This is a genomic window from Gordonia sp. NPDC058843 (assembly GCF_042743165.1).
GTDB lineage: Bacteria > Actinomycetota > Actinomycetes > Mycobacteriales > Mycobacteriaceae > Gordonia.
The window spans coordinates 1-18,252 of record NZ_JBHYNC010000043.1 but is presented as its reverse complement, the minus strand read 5'-3'; the positions used below and the strand labels follow the sequence as shown (position 1 = coordinate 18,252).

The 18,252-nt window shown below is 66.8% G+C and carries 19 protein-coding genes; 8 read left to right on the top strand and 11 right to left on the bottom strand.

Going from position 1 to position 18,252, the window contains the following annotated elements; all coding sequences use genetic code 11:
- Positions 1-152: 152 nt before the first annotated feature.
- The 11 genes from ACFW3F_RS21090 to ACFW3F_RS21040 form a co-directional block, all read right to left on the bottom strand.
- The gene (locus tag ACFW3F_RS21090) at positions 153-1,217 is read right to left on the bottom strand and encodes an LLM class flavin-dependent oxidoreductase (protein WP_388060884.1); all 1,065 of its coding nucleotides are present in this window, start codon (positions 1,215-1,217) and stop codon (positions 153-155) included.
- Complete coding sequence (locus tag ACFW3F_RS21085) at positions 1,214-2,248, bottom strand: ABC transporter substrate-binding protein (protein ID WP_388060882.1); 1,035 nt, start codon at positions 2,246-2,248, stop codon at positions 1,214-1,216. Before ACFW3F_RS21085 ends, ACFW3F_RS21090 begins: the two co-directional genes overlap by 4 nt.
- 46 nt (positions 2,249-2,294) lie before the next feature.
- Complete coding sequence (locus tag ACFW3F_RS21080) at positions 2,295-2,645, bottom strand: 4Fe-4S dicluster domain-containing protein (protein ID WP_388060880.1); 351 nt, start codon at positions 2,643-2,645, stop codon at positions 2,295-2,297.
- Positions 2,642-4,267, bottom strand: coding sequence for an FAD-binding protein (locus ACFW3F_RS21075; RefSeq protein ID WP_388060878.1), 1,626 nt, complete (start codon positions 4,265-4,267; stop codon positions 2,642-2,644). The genes ACFW3F_RS21080 and ACFW3F_RS21075 overlap by 4 nt, the downstream gene beginning before the upstream one ends.
- Positions 4,260-5,033 (bottom strand): ABC transporter ATP-binding protein, encoded by a 774-nt coding sequence (locus ACFW3F_RS21070; protein WP_388060876.1) that lies wholly within the window; start codon positions 5,031-5,033, stop codon positions 4,260-4,262. The genes ACFW3F_RS21075 and ACFW3F_RS21070 overlap by 8 nt, the downstream gene beginning before the upstream one ends.
- A 4-nt stretch (positions 5,034-5,037) precedes the next feature.
- Complete coding sequence (locus ACFW3F_RS21065) at positions 5,038-5,913, bottom strand: ABC transporter permease (RefSeq protein WP_388060874.1); 876 nt, start codon at positions 5,911-5,913, stop codon at positions 5,038-5,040.
- Between the two features lie 125 nt (positions 5,914-6,038).
- Positions 6,039-7,367 carry an alpha/beta hydrolase domain-containing protein gene (locus ACFW3F_RS21060; protein WP_388060872.1) on the bottom strand — a complete coding sequence of 443 codons (1,329 nt, stop codon included), beginning with the start codon at positions 7,365-7,367 and terminating at the stop codon, positions 6,039-6,041.
- A gap of 8 nt (positions 7,368-7,375) precedes the next feature.
- Complete coding sequence (locus tag ACFW3F_RS21055) at positions 7,376-7,765, bottom strand: carboxymuconolactone decarboxylase family protein (RefSeq protein ID WP_388060870.1); 390 nt, start codon at positions 7,763-7,765, stop codon at positions 7,376-7,378.
- Positions 7,762-8,643, bottom strand: a complete 882-nt coding sequence (locus ACFW3F_RS21050; RefSeq protein WP_388060868.1) for an NAD(P)-dependent oxidoreductase — start codon at positions 8,641-8,643, stop codon at positions 7,762-7,764. Before ACFW3F_RS21050 ends, ACFW3F_RS21055 begins: the two co-directional genes overlap by 4 nt.
- Positions 8,640-9,380 carry an SDR family oxidoreductase gene (locus ACFW3F_RS21045; protein ID WP_388060867.1) on the bottom strand — a complete coding sequence of 247 codons (741 nt, stop codon included), beginning with the start codon at positions 9,378-9,380 and terminating at the stop codon, positions 8,640-8,642. The genes ACFW3F_RS21050 and ACFW3F_RS21045 overlap by 4 nt, the downstream gene beginning before the upstream one ends.
- A 159-nt stretch (positions 9,381-9,539) precedes the next feature.
- Positions 9,540-11,006 (bottom strand): aldehyde dehydrogenase, encoded by a 1,467-nt coding sequence (locus ACFW3F_RS21040; RefSeq protein WP_388060865.1) that lies wholly within the window; start codon positions 11,004-11,006, stop codon positions 9,540-9,542.
- A gap of 64 nt (positions 11,007-11,070) precedes the next feature.
- Here ACFW3F_RS21040 and ACFW3F_RS21035 point away from each other — a divergent pair, with 64 nt between their 5' ends.
- From ACFW3F_RS21035 to ACFW3F_RS21000, 8 genes are read left to right on the top strand one after another with little or no spacing between them, the layout of a single operon-like run.
- Entirely contained in the window at positions 11,071-11,652 is a 582-nt protein-coding gene (locus tag ACFW3F_RS21035) for a TetR/AcrR family transcriptional regulator (RefSeq protein WP_388060863.1), read from the top strand.
- Entirely contained in the window at positions 11,652-12,896 is a 1,245-nt protein-coding gene (locus tag ACFW3F_RS21030) for a cytochrome P450 (protein ID WP_388060861.1), read from the top strand. The genes ACFW3F_RS21035 and ACFW3F_RS21030 overlap by 1 nt, the downstream gene beginning before the upstream one ends.
- Complete coding sequence (locus ACFW3F_RS21025; protein WP_388060858.1) at positions 12,896-13,708, top strand: SDR family oxidoreductase; 813 nt, start codon at positions 12,896-12,898, stop codon at positions 13,706-13,708. The genes ACFW3F_RS21030 and ACFW3F_RS21025 overlap by 1 nt, the downstream gene beginning before the upstream one ends.
- On the top strand, positions 13,705-15,072 hold the full coding sequence (locus ACFW3F_RS21020; RefSeq protein ID WP_388060856.1) for a cytochrome P450: 1,368 nt from the start codon (positions 13,705-13,707) through the stop codon (positions 15,070-15,072). The genes ACFW3F_RS21025 and ACFW3F_RS21020 overlap by 4 nt, the downstream gene beginning before the upstream one ends.
- Positions 15,072-15,263, top strand: coding sequence for a ferredoxin (locus tag ACFW3F_RS21015; protein ID WP_388060922.1), 192 nt, complete (start codon positions 15,072-15,074; stop codon positions 15,261-15,263). The genes ACFW3F_RS21020 and ACFW3F_RS21015 overlap by 1 nt, the downstream gene beginning before the upstream one ends.
- A gap of 54 nt (positions 15,264-15,317) precedes the next feature.
- A complete protein-coding gene (locus ACFW3F_RS21010; RefSeq protein WP_388060854.1) occupies positions 15,318-15,863 on the top strand; it encodes a nuclear transport factor 2 family protein in 546 nt (181 codons plus the stop codon).
- A 6-nt stretch (positions 15,864-15,869) separates the two neighbouring features.
- Positions 15,870-17,138 carry a hypothetical protein gene (locus ACFW3F_RS21005; protein ID WP_388060852.1) on the top strand — a complete coding sequence of 423 codons (1,269 nt, stop codon included), beginning with the start codon at positions 15,870-15,872 and terminating at the stop codon, positions 17,136-17,138.
- Entirely contained in the window at positions 17,135-18,043 is a 909-nt protein-coding gene (locus ACFW3F_RS21000; protein ID WP_388060850.1) for an SDR family NAD(P)-dependent oxidoreductase, read from the top strand. The genes ACFW3F_RS21005 and ACFW3F_RS21000 overlap by 4 nt, the downstream gene beginning before the upstream one ends.
- The last annotated feature ends 209 nt before the right edge of the window (positions 18,044-18,252 follow it).

Here is an 18,252-nt window from a genome sequence, read left to right as displayed (position 1 = left end):
GGGCGGGTGAGCATTTCATAATGCCCTTCGTGGCTCGCTCCGCTCGCACCTCAGGGAGCGGGGTGGGTTCGCTCCGCTCGCACCTCAGGGAGCGGGGTGGGTTCGCTCAGCTCGCACCTCAGGGAACGGGGTGGGTTCACTTGGCTCGCACCTCAGGGAGCCGCGACAGCCGCGCCCAGCCGCTCGTGCACGCGGGGGATCACTTCTGCGGCGAACCGTTCCATCTCGGCCTCGAAGGGTTGGAACTGCAGCATGAACGTCTCGATCCCGGCTCGGTGGAAGTCCGCGATCCGATCTGCCACCTCGTCGTAGGAACCGACGAGTCCTGCTGCAGTACCGCCGTTCGTGCCGATGGCGGGGAAGCGCGCGAAGGTCTGGAACATCACCGCCTTCTCGTCGGCGCCACCGGCGATGTTCGACAGGACGGGCTGATCGAGTTCGTTGAGCTTCCAGTGGTGGTCGAGCTCGCGCTGTGCGGATTCGCTGTCCTCGCGGGCGATCACAAAGGCCGACAGTCCATATCGGACCGGCGGGCCGGTCCGGTCGCGTCGGCCGACATCGGCGATGAGTTCTCGGACCCGCTCGATCGGCTGCCCGTTGATGAACCACACGTCGCCCTGTGTCGCAACCAGATCGCGAGCCGGGTCGGACTCTCCACCGACATAGATCTCCGGACGGGACCGGAATCGCCCGGTGGGATTGATCTGATAGTCGTCGACGGTGAAATACCGTCCGGCGTGGGACACTCTCTCCCCGTTCAACAACCCGCGGACGATGCCCAGCCATTCGGCTCCGTACCCGTACCGGTCGTCGTGGTCGGGGAATGCGATCCCGGCCTTCTCGAGCTCTGGACGGAACCACGCGTTGACGACATTCAGAGACAACCGGCCACCCGAGATCTCCTCGATGTTGGCCGCCTGCTTGGCCAATACCACCGGATGGAACAGCAGCGGCTTGATGGCGGCGATGAGCTCGATCGTGGACGTCGATGCGGCGAGTGCGGCCGCCGATGTCCATGTCTCGAGCTGATCCCATTCCGGCGAGAACGGATTGATCACGTGTTGGGCGATCAGCGTGCTGTGGTACCCGAGTTCCTCCGCGCGCCGGACCAGTGCCAGGTTGCGTTCCCAGGACGCGTCGACCGGGTCGTCGGGATGATGTGCCGACGCCCAGGTGCCGTAGACGTTGGTCCACACCCCGAAGCGGGGCCCGGTCACGGGTTCGCTCCCGCAGGGGCACGCTGGAACCAGGAGTCGAGTTCGAAGTCGTCCTCGATGCTGCCCTGTTCGACCAGGAACGCCTTGGTGCCGGTGAGCAATTCGACGGCGCGGGCCGGGAACGGCTCCTCGGAGTACCCCTCCGGGTTGGCGGCGGCACGGACGGCGGCTTCGGGCGCCTTGGAATTACCGAGTTCGAACTGCAGGTATTCCTCCCAGTTCGCCTTCGCGTAGCGGACCGACGACGCGTGCAGTTGCTGCCACGTCGCGGCGAATTCCGGATTCTTCTCCAGGAACTGGTCACTGCTCACGGTCACACTGGTGCCGGCTAGGTCGGGGTGGTCCCGATACACCGAGTCGACCAAGTGGAATCCCTTGCCCTCGAAGGTCTGCAGCGCCACCGACGGTATGACGCCGGGCAGCGCAGCTCCGTCGATCTCACCGGAGTTCAACGGAGCCTCCTGATCGGCCGGGTACAAATGGATCAGGTTCGCTCTGATGCCCTGCTCGGCCAGCGCGCCTTGCAGATAGCGGTCGATGTAAGACCCCTTCGGCACGCCGATGTTCTTGCCGGCCAGGTCGGCCAGCGACCGGATCGACGGGTCCTTGGCCACCACGCCGGCATCGTTGTCGAACTGGTTGATCGACAGCAGGCGGGTCTGAAGGCCCGAGCCGCGGGCGACGAGCGCGGGCGTGTCACCGTAGCTCGCGACGTCGAGACGCCCGCCGATGAGCGCCTGATTGAGATCGGGTCCGTTCGGGAAGCTGAAGACCTCGACCTTGCTGACGCCCAGCGGGGCGAAGGCCTCGAGCAGTTCCCCGCGACTGTGGGCGAAGCCGACGGGTCCGGCGACGACGTTGCTCGAGCCGATGACCCCGATCCGGAGCGTGTCGATCACGTCGCGCTGTGCCGACGATGCGTCGTCGGAACCGCACGCGGCCACCGCCGCCAGCGCGACGCCCGCGGACAGGACGGCGATGGCGCGTTTGAACCGGCGCAGCGGTGGTCTGAAAGAGGTTGTGGTGGGCATGGTTTCTCTGTTCTGGAGATCTGGGATGGTCAACGACGTGAGTTGGTCAGTCGGTGCGCTGGTCGACGAGTCGTGGTGGCGGGTCTCCGTGCGGGATCGGCGGTCCGACGGCGGTCAGGCTTCCGGGCGCGCGCCCCTTGCCCCAGCCGAGCCGTTCCCGGTAGCTGCCGATCAGCTCGAGCGGCACGGTGTCCCCGGTGCCGAGCGGGGACGACTCCGGGCTGACGTAGAGAGCGTCGGTGGGGCAGTACGCCTCGCACATGAAGCATGTCTGACAATCCGATTGCCGGGCGATCGTCGGCACCCCGTCGGGTCCGGTGTCGAAGACGTTGGTGGGACAGGCATTCACGCACTTGTCGCAGGCGATACACGCCGACGCGACGACGAGCTCGATCATGCGGGAACCCTGTCGGCGAGTCGGGGGACTGGCTGATTCGCCCATCGGGCGGCCGATCCGGGGGCCGCGACCCAGACGTCGGTGAGTCCTCCGGTGCGGACGTGGTCGCCCAGTGCCGGGTCGAGCTCGGGGTGGTCGGCACGCTTGCTCATCCCGCGGGATTCGGTGCGGGCGAGGGCGGACCGATATATCCACCGTCCGACGGCGGTGATCGCGGCGGCCTCTCGTGCCCGCACGCGCCCCGCCGGGGTCCGGGCACCATAGGCCGGTCCGGAGACCTCGGCCCACAGCGAGTCCAGCGCATTGAGGGCCGGCGCCATTCGGTCGCCGTGACGCAGGTAGTTCTTCTCGAACGGGATCAGCTCGTGCTGGGCGCCGACCACCAGTTCGTCGGGTGTGATCCCGCTCCGGGCGGTGCCCAGTCCGACGGTGCCTGCGCCCGTGAGCCGGTCGAGCGGGGACGCCCCGCCGGCTTCGCGGGCCGCTCGTGCCGCAGCAGACCCGGCGAAGCTGCCCGACGACATCGCCCAGGCGGAGTTGTGACTGCCACCGCCGGTGAAGCCACCGCAGATGCGTTCGCGGGTCGCGGCATCGCCGGCCGCATAGAGTCCGGGGACCCCGGTCCAGCAATCGTCGTCGACGATGTCGATGCCACCGGTTCCGCGTACGGTGCCCTCGGCGAGCAGATCGACCTCGAACCGGTCGGTGAACGGGTTGATCCCGCGGCGGTCGAACTGGAGGAAGAAGTTGGGCTGGCCTCGGCGCATCTGCGCCGCCACCCGCTCGTCGGCTCGGTCGAGTTGCGCGTAGACCTTCTCCTGCAACAGAGTCCGTGCGATCACCGACCGTCCCTTTGTCGAGCCCGCACCCTCGACGATGCGTCCGTCGGCGTGGAAGAAGGTGGCGTAGCCGTAGTACGCGGTCTTGGTCACCGTGGAGCCCTTCGGCACGATCGCGTACGCGTTGGCGAATTCCATCCCCGAGAACGAAGCACCCACCTCGGCCGCCATCAGAGCGCCGTCGCCGGTGTCGACGTTGCTGCCGAGAGCTTTGGACAGGAACGCACATCCGCCGGTCGCGACGACGACCGCGCCGGCGGACACCCGGAAATCCCGGCCCGTCTGTCGCTGGTGTCCGGCGGCGCCCCGGACGGCGCCCTCGCTGTCGGTGAGGAGTTCCAGGACTGGGGAGTGATCGAGGATTCGCACACCGCGGCGTCGGACCCATGCGCGCATGCGGCGCATGTACTCCGGCCCCTGGACTCCGGTGCGGACGGGCTCCCCGGTGTGCTCGTCGATCGGGAACGGGTAACGCCCCTCGGTGCCCAGCCGGTGCATGTTCGCATAGGTCTTGTCGAGAACCCGGTCCATCCAGGCATGGTCTGCGAGATGCCCTCCGAGAGCTTCGCGACTGGCCTTCGCGGCCGCACGCTTCTCCGGGTCCGGGACGACGTACCAGACCCCGGTCCCCGCCGGGGCCGTCGTACCCGACGCGCCGCAGTAACCCTTGTCCGCGATGATCACCTCGGCTCCGGCGTCGCGAGCGTTGATGGCGGCCCAGGTGGCGGCGGGGCCGCCGCCGATCACCAGCACGTCCGTGGACAGGGTCAGTACGTCAGACATGGGTGAACTCCCGGGGTGTCGGTGTTGGCGTCGTTGTGGGGCCGATGGATTCGGTGTCGCTTCCGCCGACACCGAGTCCGGCGAGCAGTTGCGAACGGAGAGCGACGAACTCGGGGTCGGTGACCCGGCGCGGACGGGGTAGGTCGACGACGATCTCCTGCGCGATCCGGCCGGCCCGCAGGATCAGCGCACGATCCGCGAGGAGCAGGGCTTCCTCGACGTCGTGCGTCACCAGCAGTGTTGCCGGACGGTGCGCTTCCCACAGGCGCGCCACGAGGCGCTGCGCATTGATCCGGGTCAGGGCGTCGAGCGCGCCGAAGGGTTCGTCGAGCAACAGCAGGTCGGGCTCTCGGACGAGCGCGCGTGCCAGCGCGGTGCGTTGGGCTTCGCCACCCGAGAGAGTGGACGGCCACGCGCCGGACTTCGCGGCCAGCCCGACCTCGTCGAGTGCGCGGAGTGCGCGGGCCTCGGTGTCGCCGCCGCGCAGCCCGAGGGCGACGTTGCGCCACACTGACATCCAGGGCATGAGCCGGTGCTCTTGGAACACGATCGCCTTGGCCGAGGGCGCCTCGATCGTGCCGGTGAAGCCGCGGTCGAGGCCGCCGATCCCACGGAGCAGGGTGCTCTTCCCGGAGCCGCTCGCTCCGAGCAGCGCGACGAACTCGCCTCGATCGATGGTCAGGTCGACGTGATCGAGAACCCGTCGACCGTCGAACTCGCGTGCGGCCCCGGTGACGCGGACACCGTCGGTGCGATCTGTGGACATCAACTCACCTTCCTTCGAATCCGTTGCGCCACGACAGGAATCGTCGCTCGAGTATTCGCACGCCGATGTCGGTGAGCAGTCCGAGGACCGCGTAGATGACCAAGACCAGGAAGATCTGATCGGTCCGGAGGTACTCCTTGGCGTCGTTCATGAGAAAGCCCAGCCCGACCGGGGTTGTCTGCATCTCCGCGACGACGAGGACCAGCCAGCCGATGCCCAGCGCCTGCCGCAGCCCGACGAAGATCTGCGGTAGCGCACCCGGCAGGACCACGTATCGCACCAGTTCGAAGCGCGTCAGCTCCAGGGATTCGGCGGCTTCTATGAGTTTCTGGTCCACGCCCCGGATCCCGGCCAGGAAGTTGAGATAGATGGGGAAGATCGGGGCGACGATGATCAAGGCGATCTTGAACGAGTCACCGATCCCGAACCAGATGATGAAGACCGGGACGAGGGCGACGGCGGGCATCATCCGCAGTACCTGGACCGGTGCGTTGACCAGGTCCTCGGCGACCTTGAAGAGGCCGGCAGCCGCGCCCAGCACTGCGCCGATGGCGATTCCGATCGCCAGTCCGATCGCGACGCGACGACCGGAGGCGGCCAGGTGCGTCCAGAGTTCGCCGGTACTGATCAGTTCCCAGCCCGCCTCGACCACCTCGGTGGGTGCGGGAGTGGTGGCGCCGAGCCATCCGCGCGCGCCGAGCTGCCAGACGACGACCACCAGGATCAGGCCGATGGACTGACGGAGCGTGCGTGTCGCGGCGTGGCGGGAGAACCGTCGTCGACGCCCCTGTGCGGCCGGACCGTCAGACGGCGCGTCGACGGGCCCGGCCGCGGACGGGCCGGGGGCGACACCGACCGGTGTCGTGAGTTCTAGAGTCATCGAAATCCGCCTGAGAGAGGGCTGGGCAGGACTTCTGGGACGCTACTGAGATCTCGACGCCACCGGCACCGTTGGAGTCATGGTGATTTTCAAACCGCAGCGCGCCGAGGGGAATCGGCGAGGGGTCAGCTCGGGATCAGTTCCGGATGGGCGTCGGCGAGGACTTCGTCGCGGTCGTCGGCGAGGACGAATCCGGCCGCGATGGCGGCGTCTGCGGCATCCCGGTAGTGCTTCTCGTACTCGCCGCGCGTTCCGTACCGTGCCACCAACTCGTCGGCGGGGATGGGGGATGTGGTCCCGAACAGCAGGCAGATCCGGGACACCGGGTCGGCGACGATCCCGCTGAGGATCTGGGTCGGCGCATCGACGCACGGTGTGCGGACCCCGCCCCGGACGTTTCCGAGGTCGTCGAGTTCGTAGACGGGGTCGGGACCGCCGGTGTCCCGGAGGAGCAGCGGGTCGGCGACCGGAGGCGGGTCGCCGCCGTCGGCCCAGGATCGCAGGTGTCGCAACGCCGTTCGCAGGACGAACCTCTGCTGGCCGCGATTGACCGGGTCGGGACATCCGAGGAACTCCTCGAATTCGCCGACCTGGTGTAGATCGGCGTGTGATGTGCCGGCCATCTCCCAGACCCGTAGCCGATCGGTGTCGGGCTGACGCACCAGGTGATAGCGGAAGTTGGTCAGGACGTCGGTCTCGGTCTGGACAACGAAGACCGGGGTGTCGAGATCGGCGCGGATCGTGGTGGGTTCGCGCCCGAAGACGGTGACCACGTCGATCCCCGAGCCGACCTCGCCCGCGGGCAGCCCGGCGGCCGCGCGGCTGTGGATGAGGAAGCCGTCGAACGGTGATGTGCCCGGATCGACCGCGTTGACATAGGTTGTCAGTGCCATCGCCGACTGGGATTCGCCGACCGCGAGGACGGTCGTGACGGATAGGCCCGCGAGAGGATGGTCGGCAGCAGTCGTGTCGCGGACGACCTGCCCCATCGAGCCGAAGATGTCGTAACAGTAGGCGTCACCCGGATGGTGCAGACCGGCGTACCGTTCCGGGTCCTTGACGGCCAGGCTCTGTGGCGCGCCGGTCGCCACACCGACCGAACCCGATCCGCCCTCGACGCCGACGTACTGGGCCGACACACCCACCCACGCGTGCCCGGCCCGGACCAGTTCGGCTGCCAAATAGGAATATTCGGCGGCAGCGTCCGTGCCGCTGCTGACGTTGAGCCACTCGACCACCACACAACCGCTGAAGGCCGCGGCCTCCGCGGGGCGCCGGACGACGATGCGGGTCGTGAACTCGGCGGTGGGTGCACCGGTCTCACCGACGACCGAGCGGGCACTCCCCGTGGCCGCGTACTCGGCGTCGGTGTACCCGGCCGCGGAGAGGTCGGGCAGCGGCGAGGCACTCAGCAGCGAACACCCGTTGCCGCCGGTGAGGACCCGAAATCGCATGAGCTGACTCACTTCTTCTTCCGGTGCTGCTTGATCACCTCGCCGAACATGAAGTGCATCTTGGTGCCCTGCGGCCAGCCGACGTAGTAGCAGAGGAAGAGGCTGATCTCCTCGAGCTGTTCGGGAGTGAGCTCCCCGTTCCCGAGGGCGGCGCCGGCCTGGATCTCGGCGACATCGATGTTGTTGCTCGCGGCGAGCGCACCGAGCAGGAGCAGCCTGCGATCACGGTTGGACAGACCCTCCCGTGCCCAGACGTTGCCGAACACCTGGTCGGCGGTGTGGGCGAAGTAGTCGCCCGGGCCGTCGCTCACTTCCCAGCCGTAGACCTCGGACATCTTGGCGAGCCCGCGCCTGCGCGCCTCGTCGGGCGCCTCGTCGGAGATGTTGGATCGGGTCATGCTGGTTCTCCTTCGAGGTGGGGGACGCCGAGCCCGGCGGCCAGATTCCGCAGCGCGAGCTGCCCGAGGGGCAGGTCGACACCGAGTTCGTCGCCGAGCGCGAGTGCGAGCGTCAGATCCTTCTCGCCCAGGGTACGAACACCGGTGAGGATTCCGTACCAGGGATCGTCGGCGGCGACCGGGGCAGTGGTGTCGCGCAGCATGATCGCCCCGGCCCCGCCGGTGACGGCGTCGGAGTGCCGGACCACCTTGCCCAGCTTGGCGATGTCGATTCCGGCGGCCTCGGCCAGTCGGGCGGCCTCGGTTGTAGCGGTGAACGAGATGAAGTGGAGAAGATTACGCGCCAGCTTCATCCGGGTGCCCGAACCGACCTCGGGACCCGCATGGACGAGCATGTCGGCAGTGAGCGCGAACGGTTCCTTCAGCTTCTCGTACGCGTCCCGCGGTCCGCCGACCATGATCGCGAGCCGGCCCGACGCCGCGCCCATCGCACCACCGGAAATCGGGGCGTCGAGCAGGGTCACGTCGCGAGCTGCGCACTGTTCGGCGAGTTCGACCGCGGTCTCCGGCCCGATCGTCGAGTGGACGGTGATGATGGTGCCCGGGCGAGCTGCCGACAGCAGACCGTCCTGTCCCGCGACCACCGATCGGACCTGGGCGTCGTCGAGGACGCAGATACCGATGATGTCGGTCGACGCGGCGAGGCCGGCGAGCGAATCCGCAGCGGTGGCGCCCTTGTCGACGACCTTCGCGATCGCCTCGGAGGAGAGGTCGAACACCGTCAACCCGCCGGACCAGGCCGCCAGACTCCCGGCCATGGGCCCGCCGATGTTGCCGAGGCCGACATAGCCCAACCGGGCGGATACCGGCTCGCTCATGAGCGGATGACCTGACCACCGTCGACGTTGAAGATCTGCCCGGTGATCCAACCGGCCTCGTCGGACAGCAGGAACAGGCACATCCCGACGAGATCCTCGGGGGTGCCGAAACGCTTCAGCGGCAGTCGGTTCACGATGTCGGCGACCATCTCCTTGGGCGTCGTGGTCCGGGTGGCCTCGGTGTCGATGGGTCCCGGGGCGATCGCGTTGACGCGGATGTTCTGGCCGCCGAGCTCGGTGGCGAGCTGCTGTGTCAGGCCGTTCACCCCGACCTTCGCCAGACCGTAGAACCCGCTGTACAGCCAAGCGGCGGTCGAGGACTGGTTGACGATGGCGCCGCCACCGTTGGTCATGTGCGGATAGACGGCGCGCGTCACGTTGAGGGCACCGTCGAGGTTCACACTCATGAACTTCTTGTAGTAGTCCCATGGCACGGTGATGAGGAAGTCGAGTTTCATCCCGCCGTAGATCGCCGCGTTGTTGACCAGTCCGTCGATCGACCCGTAGGCGTCGACAGTCGCCGCGGCGAGCGCCTTTGCCGAATCCTCGTCGGCGACATCGGTGTTGACGTAGAGACCGCCGATGTCGGCAGCGACCTGCTTGCCCTTCTCGTCGGCGAGGTCGGCGACCACGACGTTGGCGCCCTCGGCGGCGAGCGCGCGGGCGTACGCCTCGCCGATCCCGCCGGCTGCACCGGTGACGATGATGGTCTTGCTCTCGAAACGGTTGGAACTCATTGTCCTGCTTTCTGTGTGAATGATGTAGCGGCGCTTCGTGACTCGCTTCGCTCGCACCTCAGGGAGCGGTGGAATCTGCACCCTGAGTTACGAGGAGCGATAGCCGCCGGGCCGAGTAGGCGACGAAGGAGCGCGTCGAGGTCGACGAGCCCCGAAGGGTCACGCCGGCCGCGCGACGGCCTTGGTCTCCAGGTATTCCTCGAAACCGGCGACGCCCATCTCGCGGCCGATGCCCGACTGTTTGAAGCCGCCGAACGGAACGTCGGCGGAGTACCAGATCCCGCCGTTGACGCCCATCGTCCCGGTGCGGACGCCGTTGACGACCTTGTTGATCCGCTCCTCGTCGGTCCCGTAGACCATGCCCGACAGGCCGTACGGCGAGTCGTTCGCGATGCGGATCGCGTCGTCGTCGCCGTCGTGGGGGATGATCACGAGCACCGGGCCGAAGATCTCCTCCTGCGCGACACGTGCCGAGTTGTCCAGGCCCGAGATCAGCGTCGGCTCGACGAAGAAGCCGGCGGGTTTGTCGGCCGGACGTCCGCCACCGACCTCGATGGTGCCGCCCTCGCTTGTGGCGAGTTCGATGTAGGACTCGATGCGCTGCCGCTGCCGGGCCGAGATGACCGGTCCGCAGATGGTGCCGCCGTCGGTCGGGTCCCCGGCGGGCAGTCCGGCCATCGCATCACGGGTGGCGGTGATCGCCTCCTCGAGTCGGCTGCGCGGCACCACCAGACGCGTGGTGATCGCACACCCCTGCCCGGCGTGGGTGACGACGTTGAAGGCGGCCATGGCGCAGGCGGATCCGATGTCGGCATCGTCGAGCACGATGAAGGCCGACTTGCCGCCGAGTTCGAGGAACACCTTCTTGAGCGACTCGGATGCGGCTGCCATCACCTTCTTGCCGGTCGCGGTGGAGCCGGTGAAGGACACCAGGTCGACGCGGGGGTCGGTGCTGAGCTGGGCGCCGAGCTGATGGTCGGTCGAGGTCACGATGTTGAGAACACCGGGCGGGAAGTCGGTCTCCTCGGCGACGACCTTGCCGACGAGCGCCGCGCACCACGGGGTGTCGGGTGCGGGCTTGAGCACCACCGTGCACCCGGCGGCGAGAGCGGGCCCGATCTTGGCGAAGTTGATCTGGTGCGGGAAGTTCCACGGGGTGATCGCGCCGACGACGCCGATGCCCTCCGAGCGCAGCTCCCGGTGGTTCTTGAGGCCCATGGGTTTGGCGGTGCCGAGGTCGCGGGTCCACTCGTAATTCTCGGCGAGATCGGCGAAGTAGCCGAGATCGGTGACCGGTCCCTCGAACTGTGGTCCGTGGGTGAGGAACGACGGGCAGCCGACCTCGGCGATGGTGAGTTCGCGCAGCTCGTCGCCGTGGGCGAGCAGGGCGTCGCGTAGCTGACGTAGGCAGTGAGCGCGGAACGCGTGGTCGCGCGACCAGTCGGTGGTGTCGAAGGCGGTACGCGCGGCCGAGATGGCGGCGTCCATGTCGGCCGAGGTGCCGTCGGCCGCCTGCCCGATGACCTCCTCGGTTGCGGGATTGACGACGTCGAAGACGCCACCGCTCCCGGGGGTGAGTTTTCCGTCGATCAGCAGATCCGACGCGGATTCGGGGCGAAGAGGCATGAGTTGGAACTCCATCTGGACAGGTGTCTGGACTCGCGTTCAAACCTAGTGTAGCGTGGCTCACATGTCCAGCCCCGTGTCTCAGGAATCCACCCGCCGCAGGCTGACCCGCCAGCAGGCGGAAACGGTCACACGCCTCACCGATGCCGCGGTCGATGTGCTGAACGCAGAGGGTTTCGAGGGCCTCACCGTGCGGACGGTGGCCAAGATCGCCGGCGTCGCGCCGGCCACCGCATACACCTACTTCTCGTCGAAGAGTCATCTGGTGGCCGAGGTGTTCTGGCGTCGCCTCTCCGCCGGTGTCCTGGAGCCGGATCCCGGAGCGCCACGGAGCGAGCGCGTCGCGCAGGTTCTCCGCGAGGTCGCGCTGGTCGTCGCCGGTGAAGGCCAGCTGGGCGGAGCGGTGACGGTGGCCCTGCTGGGAACCGACCCAGACGTCGAACATCTGCGGGTGCGGATCGGCGCGTTCATCCGACGTCGTCTTGCCTCCGCACTCGAAGTGGACCCCGAGAATCCGGGTCCGCTGCTCGATGCCCTGGAGATGATCTACTCCGGCGGTCTGGTCTACGCCGGTATGGGGCACATGACCTACGAGCAGACCTCCGAACGTCTTGTCGCAGCCGCACATCTACTGATGGAGAAGTGATGACCGAAACGACGACGGTGTCGGGGATGGAGCACGAGCTCCCCTTCGACCCGTATGCCTATGGTTTCCACGAGGATCCGTACCCGACCTATCACCGCCTGCGGACCGAAGCGCCGGTCTACTACCACGGCGGGATGAACTTCTGGGCGCTGGCCGGACATGCCGACGTCCGTGCCGCGTTCCGTGACACACAACGACTCTCGAACAGTTGGGGCGTGTCGATGGACCCCTCGGCGTATGGTCCCGACGCGCACAAGTCGATGTCGTTCCTCGCCATGGACGACCCCAAACACATGCGTATCCGCAAACTGGTCTCCAAGGGTTTCACGCCACGCCGCGTCAACGAACTCACCGGCCGGATCACCGCTCTCACCCATCAGCACTGGAGCAAGTGTCTCGACAAGGGTGAGTTCGACTTCGTCCACGACTTCGCCGCCCTGCTCCCGATGGATGTCGTGTCCGAGCTGCTCGGTGTCCCCGAGGCCGACCGCACCCGGCTGCGCCACCAGTCCGACCTGCTGCTGCACCGAGAGGACGGCGATCTCGACCTCCCCGAAGCCGCGGTGTACGCCTACATCGAACTGCACAAGTACTACTCGGAACTCATCGCCGACCGTCGCAAGAACCCGGGCGAGGATCTGGTCTCGGCCCTCATCGCGGCCGAGATCGACGACGACGAGACCGGTGAGAAGACGAAACTCACCGAGGACGAGATCGTCGGGTTCATGGTGCTGATGGTGGTGGCGGGCAACGAGACCACCACCAAACTCCTTGCCAACGCCCTGTATTGGGGGTGGCGCAATCCCGATGAACTCGAGAAGGTCTTCGCCGACCCGGAGGTCGTCGTCCCGCAATGGACCGAGGAGACACTGCGCTACGACAATTCGACCCAGATCGTCGTGCGTCGCGTGATCGAGGACGCCCCCTACGGCGACTTCGTGATCCCGGAGGGCGATCGCGTACTCCTGCTCGTCGGTTCGGCGAACCGCGACGTCGAGGTGTTCGGTGCCGACGCGGACCGGTACGAGATCGGTCGTGACTGCAGCCAGGCCTTGATGAGCTTCGGGCTGGGCGCCCACTTCTGCCTCGGCGCGCACCTCGCGCGTCTCGAGGCGAACATCGGCCTGTCCGAGGTCGTCAAGTCGATCCGGGCAGTGGACATCGACGCCGACAAGGCGGTGCGGGTCCACTCGGTGAACGTGCGCGGCTTCGCCGAGCTCCCGATGAAGGTGACGGTGCGCTGATGGCTTTCCGTCCCCATCCGGAGCGTCGTCCGGTTCTGGTTGCCGGCGCGTCGTCGGGAATCGGCGCCTCTACCGCCGAATTGCTCTCCGCCGCAGGGTATCCTGTAGCATTGGCGGCACGTCGCGTCGAGAAGTTGCAGGAACTGGCCGACAAGATCACCGCGGCCGGTGGCGAAGCCGTCGCGGTGCCACTCGACGTCACCGACGAACAGTCGGTGCTCGACTGCATCGCGAAAGCCGAGGCCGCCCTGGGGCCGCTGGAGATCGTCGTCGCCGGCGCCGGCGACCTTGCGATCGGGCTCTCCTATGAGACCGGAACCGACCATTTCGCGGACCAGATCAACATTCATCTCACGGGCGCCTATCGAATCTACCGCGCCGTGATCGGCGGCATGATCGACCGGGCCCGAGGAGATTTCGTGTTCATCGGGTCCGATGTGGCCGTCCATCCGCGACCTTGGTCATCGGCGTATGTCGCCGCCAAGTCCGGCATCGACGGGCTGGTTGCGACCATCCAGCTCGAACTCGAGGGCACCGGCGTCCGGGCCGGGGTCGTCCGTCCCGGACAGACCATCACCGGCATGGGGATGAACCTCGATCCGAAGGCGACCGAGAACATGCTCAACGACTGGATCGCGCACGGTCTGGCCCGGCACGGCAATTTCCTCTCGCCCGAACACATCGCGCAGGCCGTCGCGGCCATGGTCACCATGCCCCGCGGCGCGCACATGCGATCGGTCGAGGTGGAAGCCGAAGGCGCGATCAGCGACAAGAAACGACAGGGATCACAGGAGAAGGGGACGGATGGATGACTGCCATCACCGAATCAGGCCTTAAGCAACCGAATCGCGTCTCCGGCGGCGAGGGCGAACACGGACATCTCGACGAGCTCGCCACCGATCCGCTCGCGCTGTTCTGGCGTGTCCGCGAGGAGTGCGGGGACGTCGGCATGTTCCAGCTCGCCGACCGGGAGGTGGTACTCGTGTCGGGATCGGCGGCGAACGAGGAATTCTTCCGTGCGCCCGAGGAGGATCTCGACCAGGCGGCCGCCTACCCGTTCATGACCCCGGTGTTCGGCGAGGGCGTCGTGTTCGACACGAGCCCCGAGGAGCGGTCCAAGGCGATCCACAACTCGGCGCTCAAGGGCGCACACATGAAGCAGCATGCGGTGACGATCCCCAACGAGGTCGAGCGGATCATCGCCGACTGGGGTGACGAGGGGGAGATCGATCTTCTCGACTTCTTCGCCGAGCTGACTCTCTACACATCGTCGTCGTGCCTCATCGGACGGAAGTTCCGGGAACGACTCAACGGACACATCGCCCACCTCTTCCACGACCTGGAAAAGGGTACGGACCCGATCGCCTACGTGGATTACAAAGCAGACATCGAGAGCTTCCGCAAGCGCGACGAGGCCCGCGCCGAACTGGTCGAGTTCATCCAGGGTGTGATGGACGAACGGATCGCGAATCCGACCGAGAACAAGGAAGATCGCGACCTCATGGACGTCCTCGTCCAGGTCGGGTTCGACGCGAACACCATCACCGGCATGTTCATCTCGATGATGTTCGCCGGTCATCACACAACGTCGGGTACGGCCGCGTGGACCCTCATCGAACTGTTGCGCAATCCCGACTACATGCGACGGGTCTACGAGGAGCTCGACGAGATCTACGGCGAGACCCCGCCCGGCGAGCGCCCGGAGTACACCTTCGCCCACACCCGTCAGATGCCGCAGCTCGAGAACGCGCTCAAGGAGGCACTGCGGCTGCACCCGCCCCTCATCATCCTGATGCGTGTGGTGCAGAACGACTTTCACGTCGAGGACTTCGAGGTCAAGGCCGGCCAGTCGATCGCCGTCTCGCCGGCGATCTCCAACCGGCTGCCCGAGGACTTCACCGACGCGGACAGCTTCGATCCCGATCGCTACGACAAGCCGCGTCAGGAGGACCTGGTCAACCGATGGACGTGGATTCCTTTCGGCGCGGGCCGGCACCGTTGCGTGGGTGCGCAATTCGCGATCATGCAGTTGAAGGCGATCTTCTCGGTGCTCTTCCAGAACTACGAGTTCGAGATGCTCCAGCCTCCGGAGAGCTACCGCAACGACCACTCGAAGATGGTCGTCCAACTGCAGCAGCCCTGCCGCGTCGCCTATCGCAAGCGTCAGGGCGCGTGATGCGCGTCGAGGTGGACCTGGACCTCTGCCAGGGGCATGGGATGTGCGAACTCGAAGCGCCCGAGGTCTTCGCCGCGCACACCGACCATGTGGAGATCCTCGACGCGAACCCCGATGAAGCCAAGCGCGCCGAGGTCGAGGCCGGCGTGCACTACTGCCCGACCCAAGCCCTTCGGATCATCGAGGGCTGAGCTCTGAACACGTCACCCTCGCAAGCCCAGAACGATTGAACAAAGGTGGAACACATGTCTTTTGACCGTGCCGAACTCGACGAAATGAAGGAGCGGTGGCTCGCCGCCAACATCGAGGCCGAGAAGGCGGGGGACTGGAAGCCCCTGGCCGACTTCTACACCGAGGACGCCACCTACGGGTGGAACTACGGGCCCAAGAAGGACTTCATGGCGGTGGGCCGCGAGGAGATCCGTGAGCTCGCCCTGGGCCAGGAGATGGAAGGCCTGCAGGGCTGGGAGTACCCGTATCAGGCCTGGGTCATCGACGACAAGACCGGCGACATGATCGGTCTGTGGAAGCAGATCTACGAGGGCACGCGCGAGGACGGCAGCCACTACGCCCTCGAGGGCATCCAGGGCAGTTGGTTCAAGTACGGTGGGAACTTCCAGTTCAGCTGGCAGCGTGACTTCTTCGACTATGGGAATGTGTCGGCGCTGTTCATCGAGATGCTGAAGAACAACGCCATGAGCGAGCCGATGCTGAAGCGGGTCGAGAAGTCGGCGCCGGGAAACCTCCCGGGATGGTACGACTTCGGCAAGGCCCCGGTCGCGTTCTGGTGATCTGAGATGACTTCCACAGCCCCGACCTACCAAGGTCTGAGTCAGGATCAGCTCGCCGTGCTCGTACCGGAACTGCTGCTGTCGGGTCAGATGATCGACCGCAGCGGGATGGCACATCTCATCAGTGCTTTCGGCCGGGACGTGATGGGCAAGGTCGCCATCGAGGAGTGGATGGCGGCAAGCCCGGTGTACACGCATCGGATGCGTGAGGCTCTGGGTATCGAAGGCGACGGTGTCGAGGACATGTTCAAGTGTCTGCAACTCGACATCGGTGCGCCACCGCAGTTCATGGATTTCCGGTACCGCATCGACGACGAGTATCACGGGTCGTTCGTGCTCGATCACTGCGGTGCGCTGCTCGACGTCGAACCCCTCGGCGACGACTACGTGACGACCATGTGTCACGACATCGAGGACCCCACCTTCGACGCGACGGCAATCGCCACCAATCGTCGGGCACGTATCCGCCCGGTGCACCGTCCGCCACGTCGCCCCGTCGACCGCACGCCACATTGCGAGTGGACTGTCACGATCGAGCCGGATCGTGACGAGCTGCCGCTGCCCCCGGATTCCGTGGACATGTTCCGAACCCGGGCAGGTCAACTCGTCCTGTCGCCGATCGACACCACGGAGACCGACGGCTGGGTCGACTACCGCGGCCCGCTCGTCGAGGACTTGCAGTTCGCGGAATGGTCGACGTCGGCCTTGGTGCGGGTTGCCGAAGAGGTTGCGCTGCAACATCAGCTGCTGTCGCTGGGGTTCCTCGTCAGCCTGCGGAGGTCTGCCGAGAGCGAGGAGCAGGCCATCGAGATCTACCGCAAGCAGTTGACCGGCATCGCCGGACTCGCCGCCGACCGGATCCGCGTCGCACTCGGACTGTCCACCGATGCGGCAGGACTCGCCCAGGTGCTCGCCCTGCACCCGTGTTTCGGTCCGACGCAGTACACCGGGCTCACGGCCGAGGCCCATGGAGACACCGTCGAGGTCCGTATCCCTCGGGATTCCGACGCCATGACCGACGGTGGTTGGATATCAGTCCTCGACGCCGACCACCTCGAGCCGCTGCAGGCTGCCGCCACGGCCGTCGACCCGTACTTCGCTGTCGCGGACACGACCGAGGACGACGGCGATCTCGTCATCCGGATCGTCACGGCGGACAGTCCGCACAAGGAGTACGGCGAGGTGGCCGTCGCACGCTTCAGCGGGGGTGCGAGTTTCGAATTCATCGACCGTGGGCGGTCGATCCCGATAACGCCGGTGGGCAGCTCGGCGTGACCTCCGGCGGTGGCTTGTCTCCCGGCGGCGCGGGACTCGGGGGCCGGGTCGCCGTGGTCGCCGGGGCGACCCGGGGTATCGGTCTCGCCGTCTCGTACGCCCTGGCGGGGCAGGGGGTCTCGGTCGTCGTCAACGGACGTGACCGGCAGGCGGTCGCGGACACGGTGGCCGAGATCCGCGGGGGTGGGGGCTACGCGGTAGGCGTCCCCGGCTCTGCAGGTGACGACGGCGTGGCACAGGCGATGGTCGAGACCGCACTGGCGGAGTTCGGCGCCCTTGACATCGCCATCAACTGTGCCGGCATCGCCGAACCGCCGGGTTCGACGGTCCTGACGATCTCTCCGGACGAGTTTCGTGCGCAGGTCGACGCCCATTTGTTGAGCGCGTTCCACCTGCTACAGGCCGCCGGCCGGGTGTTCGTCGAGCAGGGCTCCGGGTCGATCGTTCTGACCGGCTCGGCCGCCTCACTCGGGATGTTCGGCGGCAGCGGCTATCCCGCGGCCAAGGGCGGTGTCAACGCGCTCGCTCTCGCCGCAGCCGCCGACCTCCGGGATCACCGGGTGCGTGTCAACGTGGTGATGCCCGGCGCGAAGTCGCGGTTGTCCTCCGGGGACGACTATGTCGCCCACATCGAAGGGCTTCATCGACGCGGGATTCTCGACGACCTCACGCGCGATGCCGCTCTGGATCCCGCCCCACCGGAGTACGTCGCCCCGCTGTACGTGTTCCTGGCCGGTGACAAGGCCGAGCACATCACCGGCGAGATCTTCAGCGCCGCCGGTGGATTCATCGGCCGATTCGAGTCACAGCAGGCGAGTTTCGTCGCCTACCGCGACCACAAGACCACCTCGCCCTACAGCCTGGACGAACTCGCCGGCATCTTGGCGGAGGCTGCTGCGCCCTGAACGGGTCGCCACGTCTGCTCTGTGAGTGCGAGGCCCACCTCTGCTCCCTGATCCGAACGAAGCGACCCATCCCTGCTCTCTGAGGTGCGAGGAGCGATAGCGGCGCCCCATTGCTCCCTAATCCGAAAGAACCGCATAACCCCTGGTCCCTGAGGTGCGAGGAGCGCTAGCGACGAGCCTCGAAGGGCCTGGTGAGACACGTTGCGAGA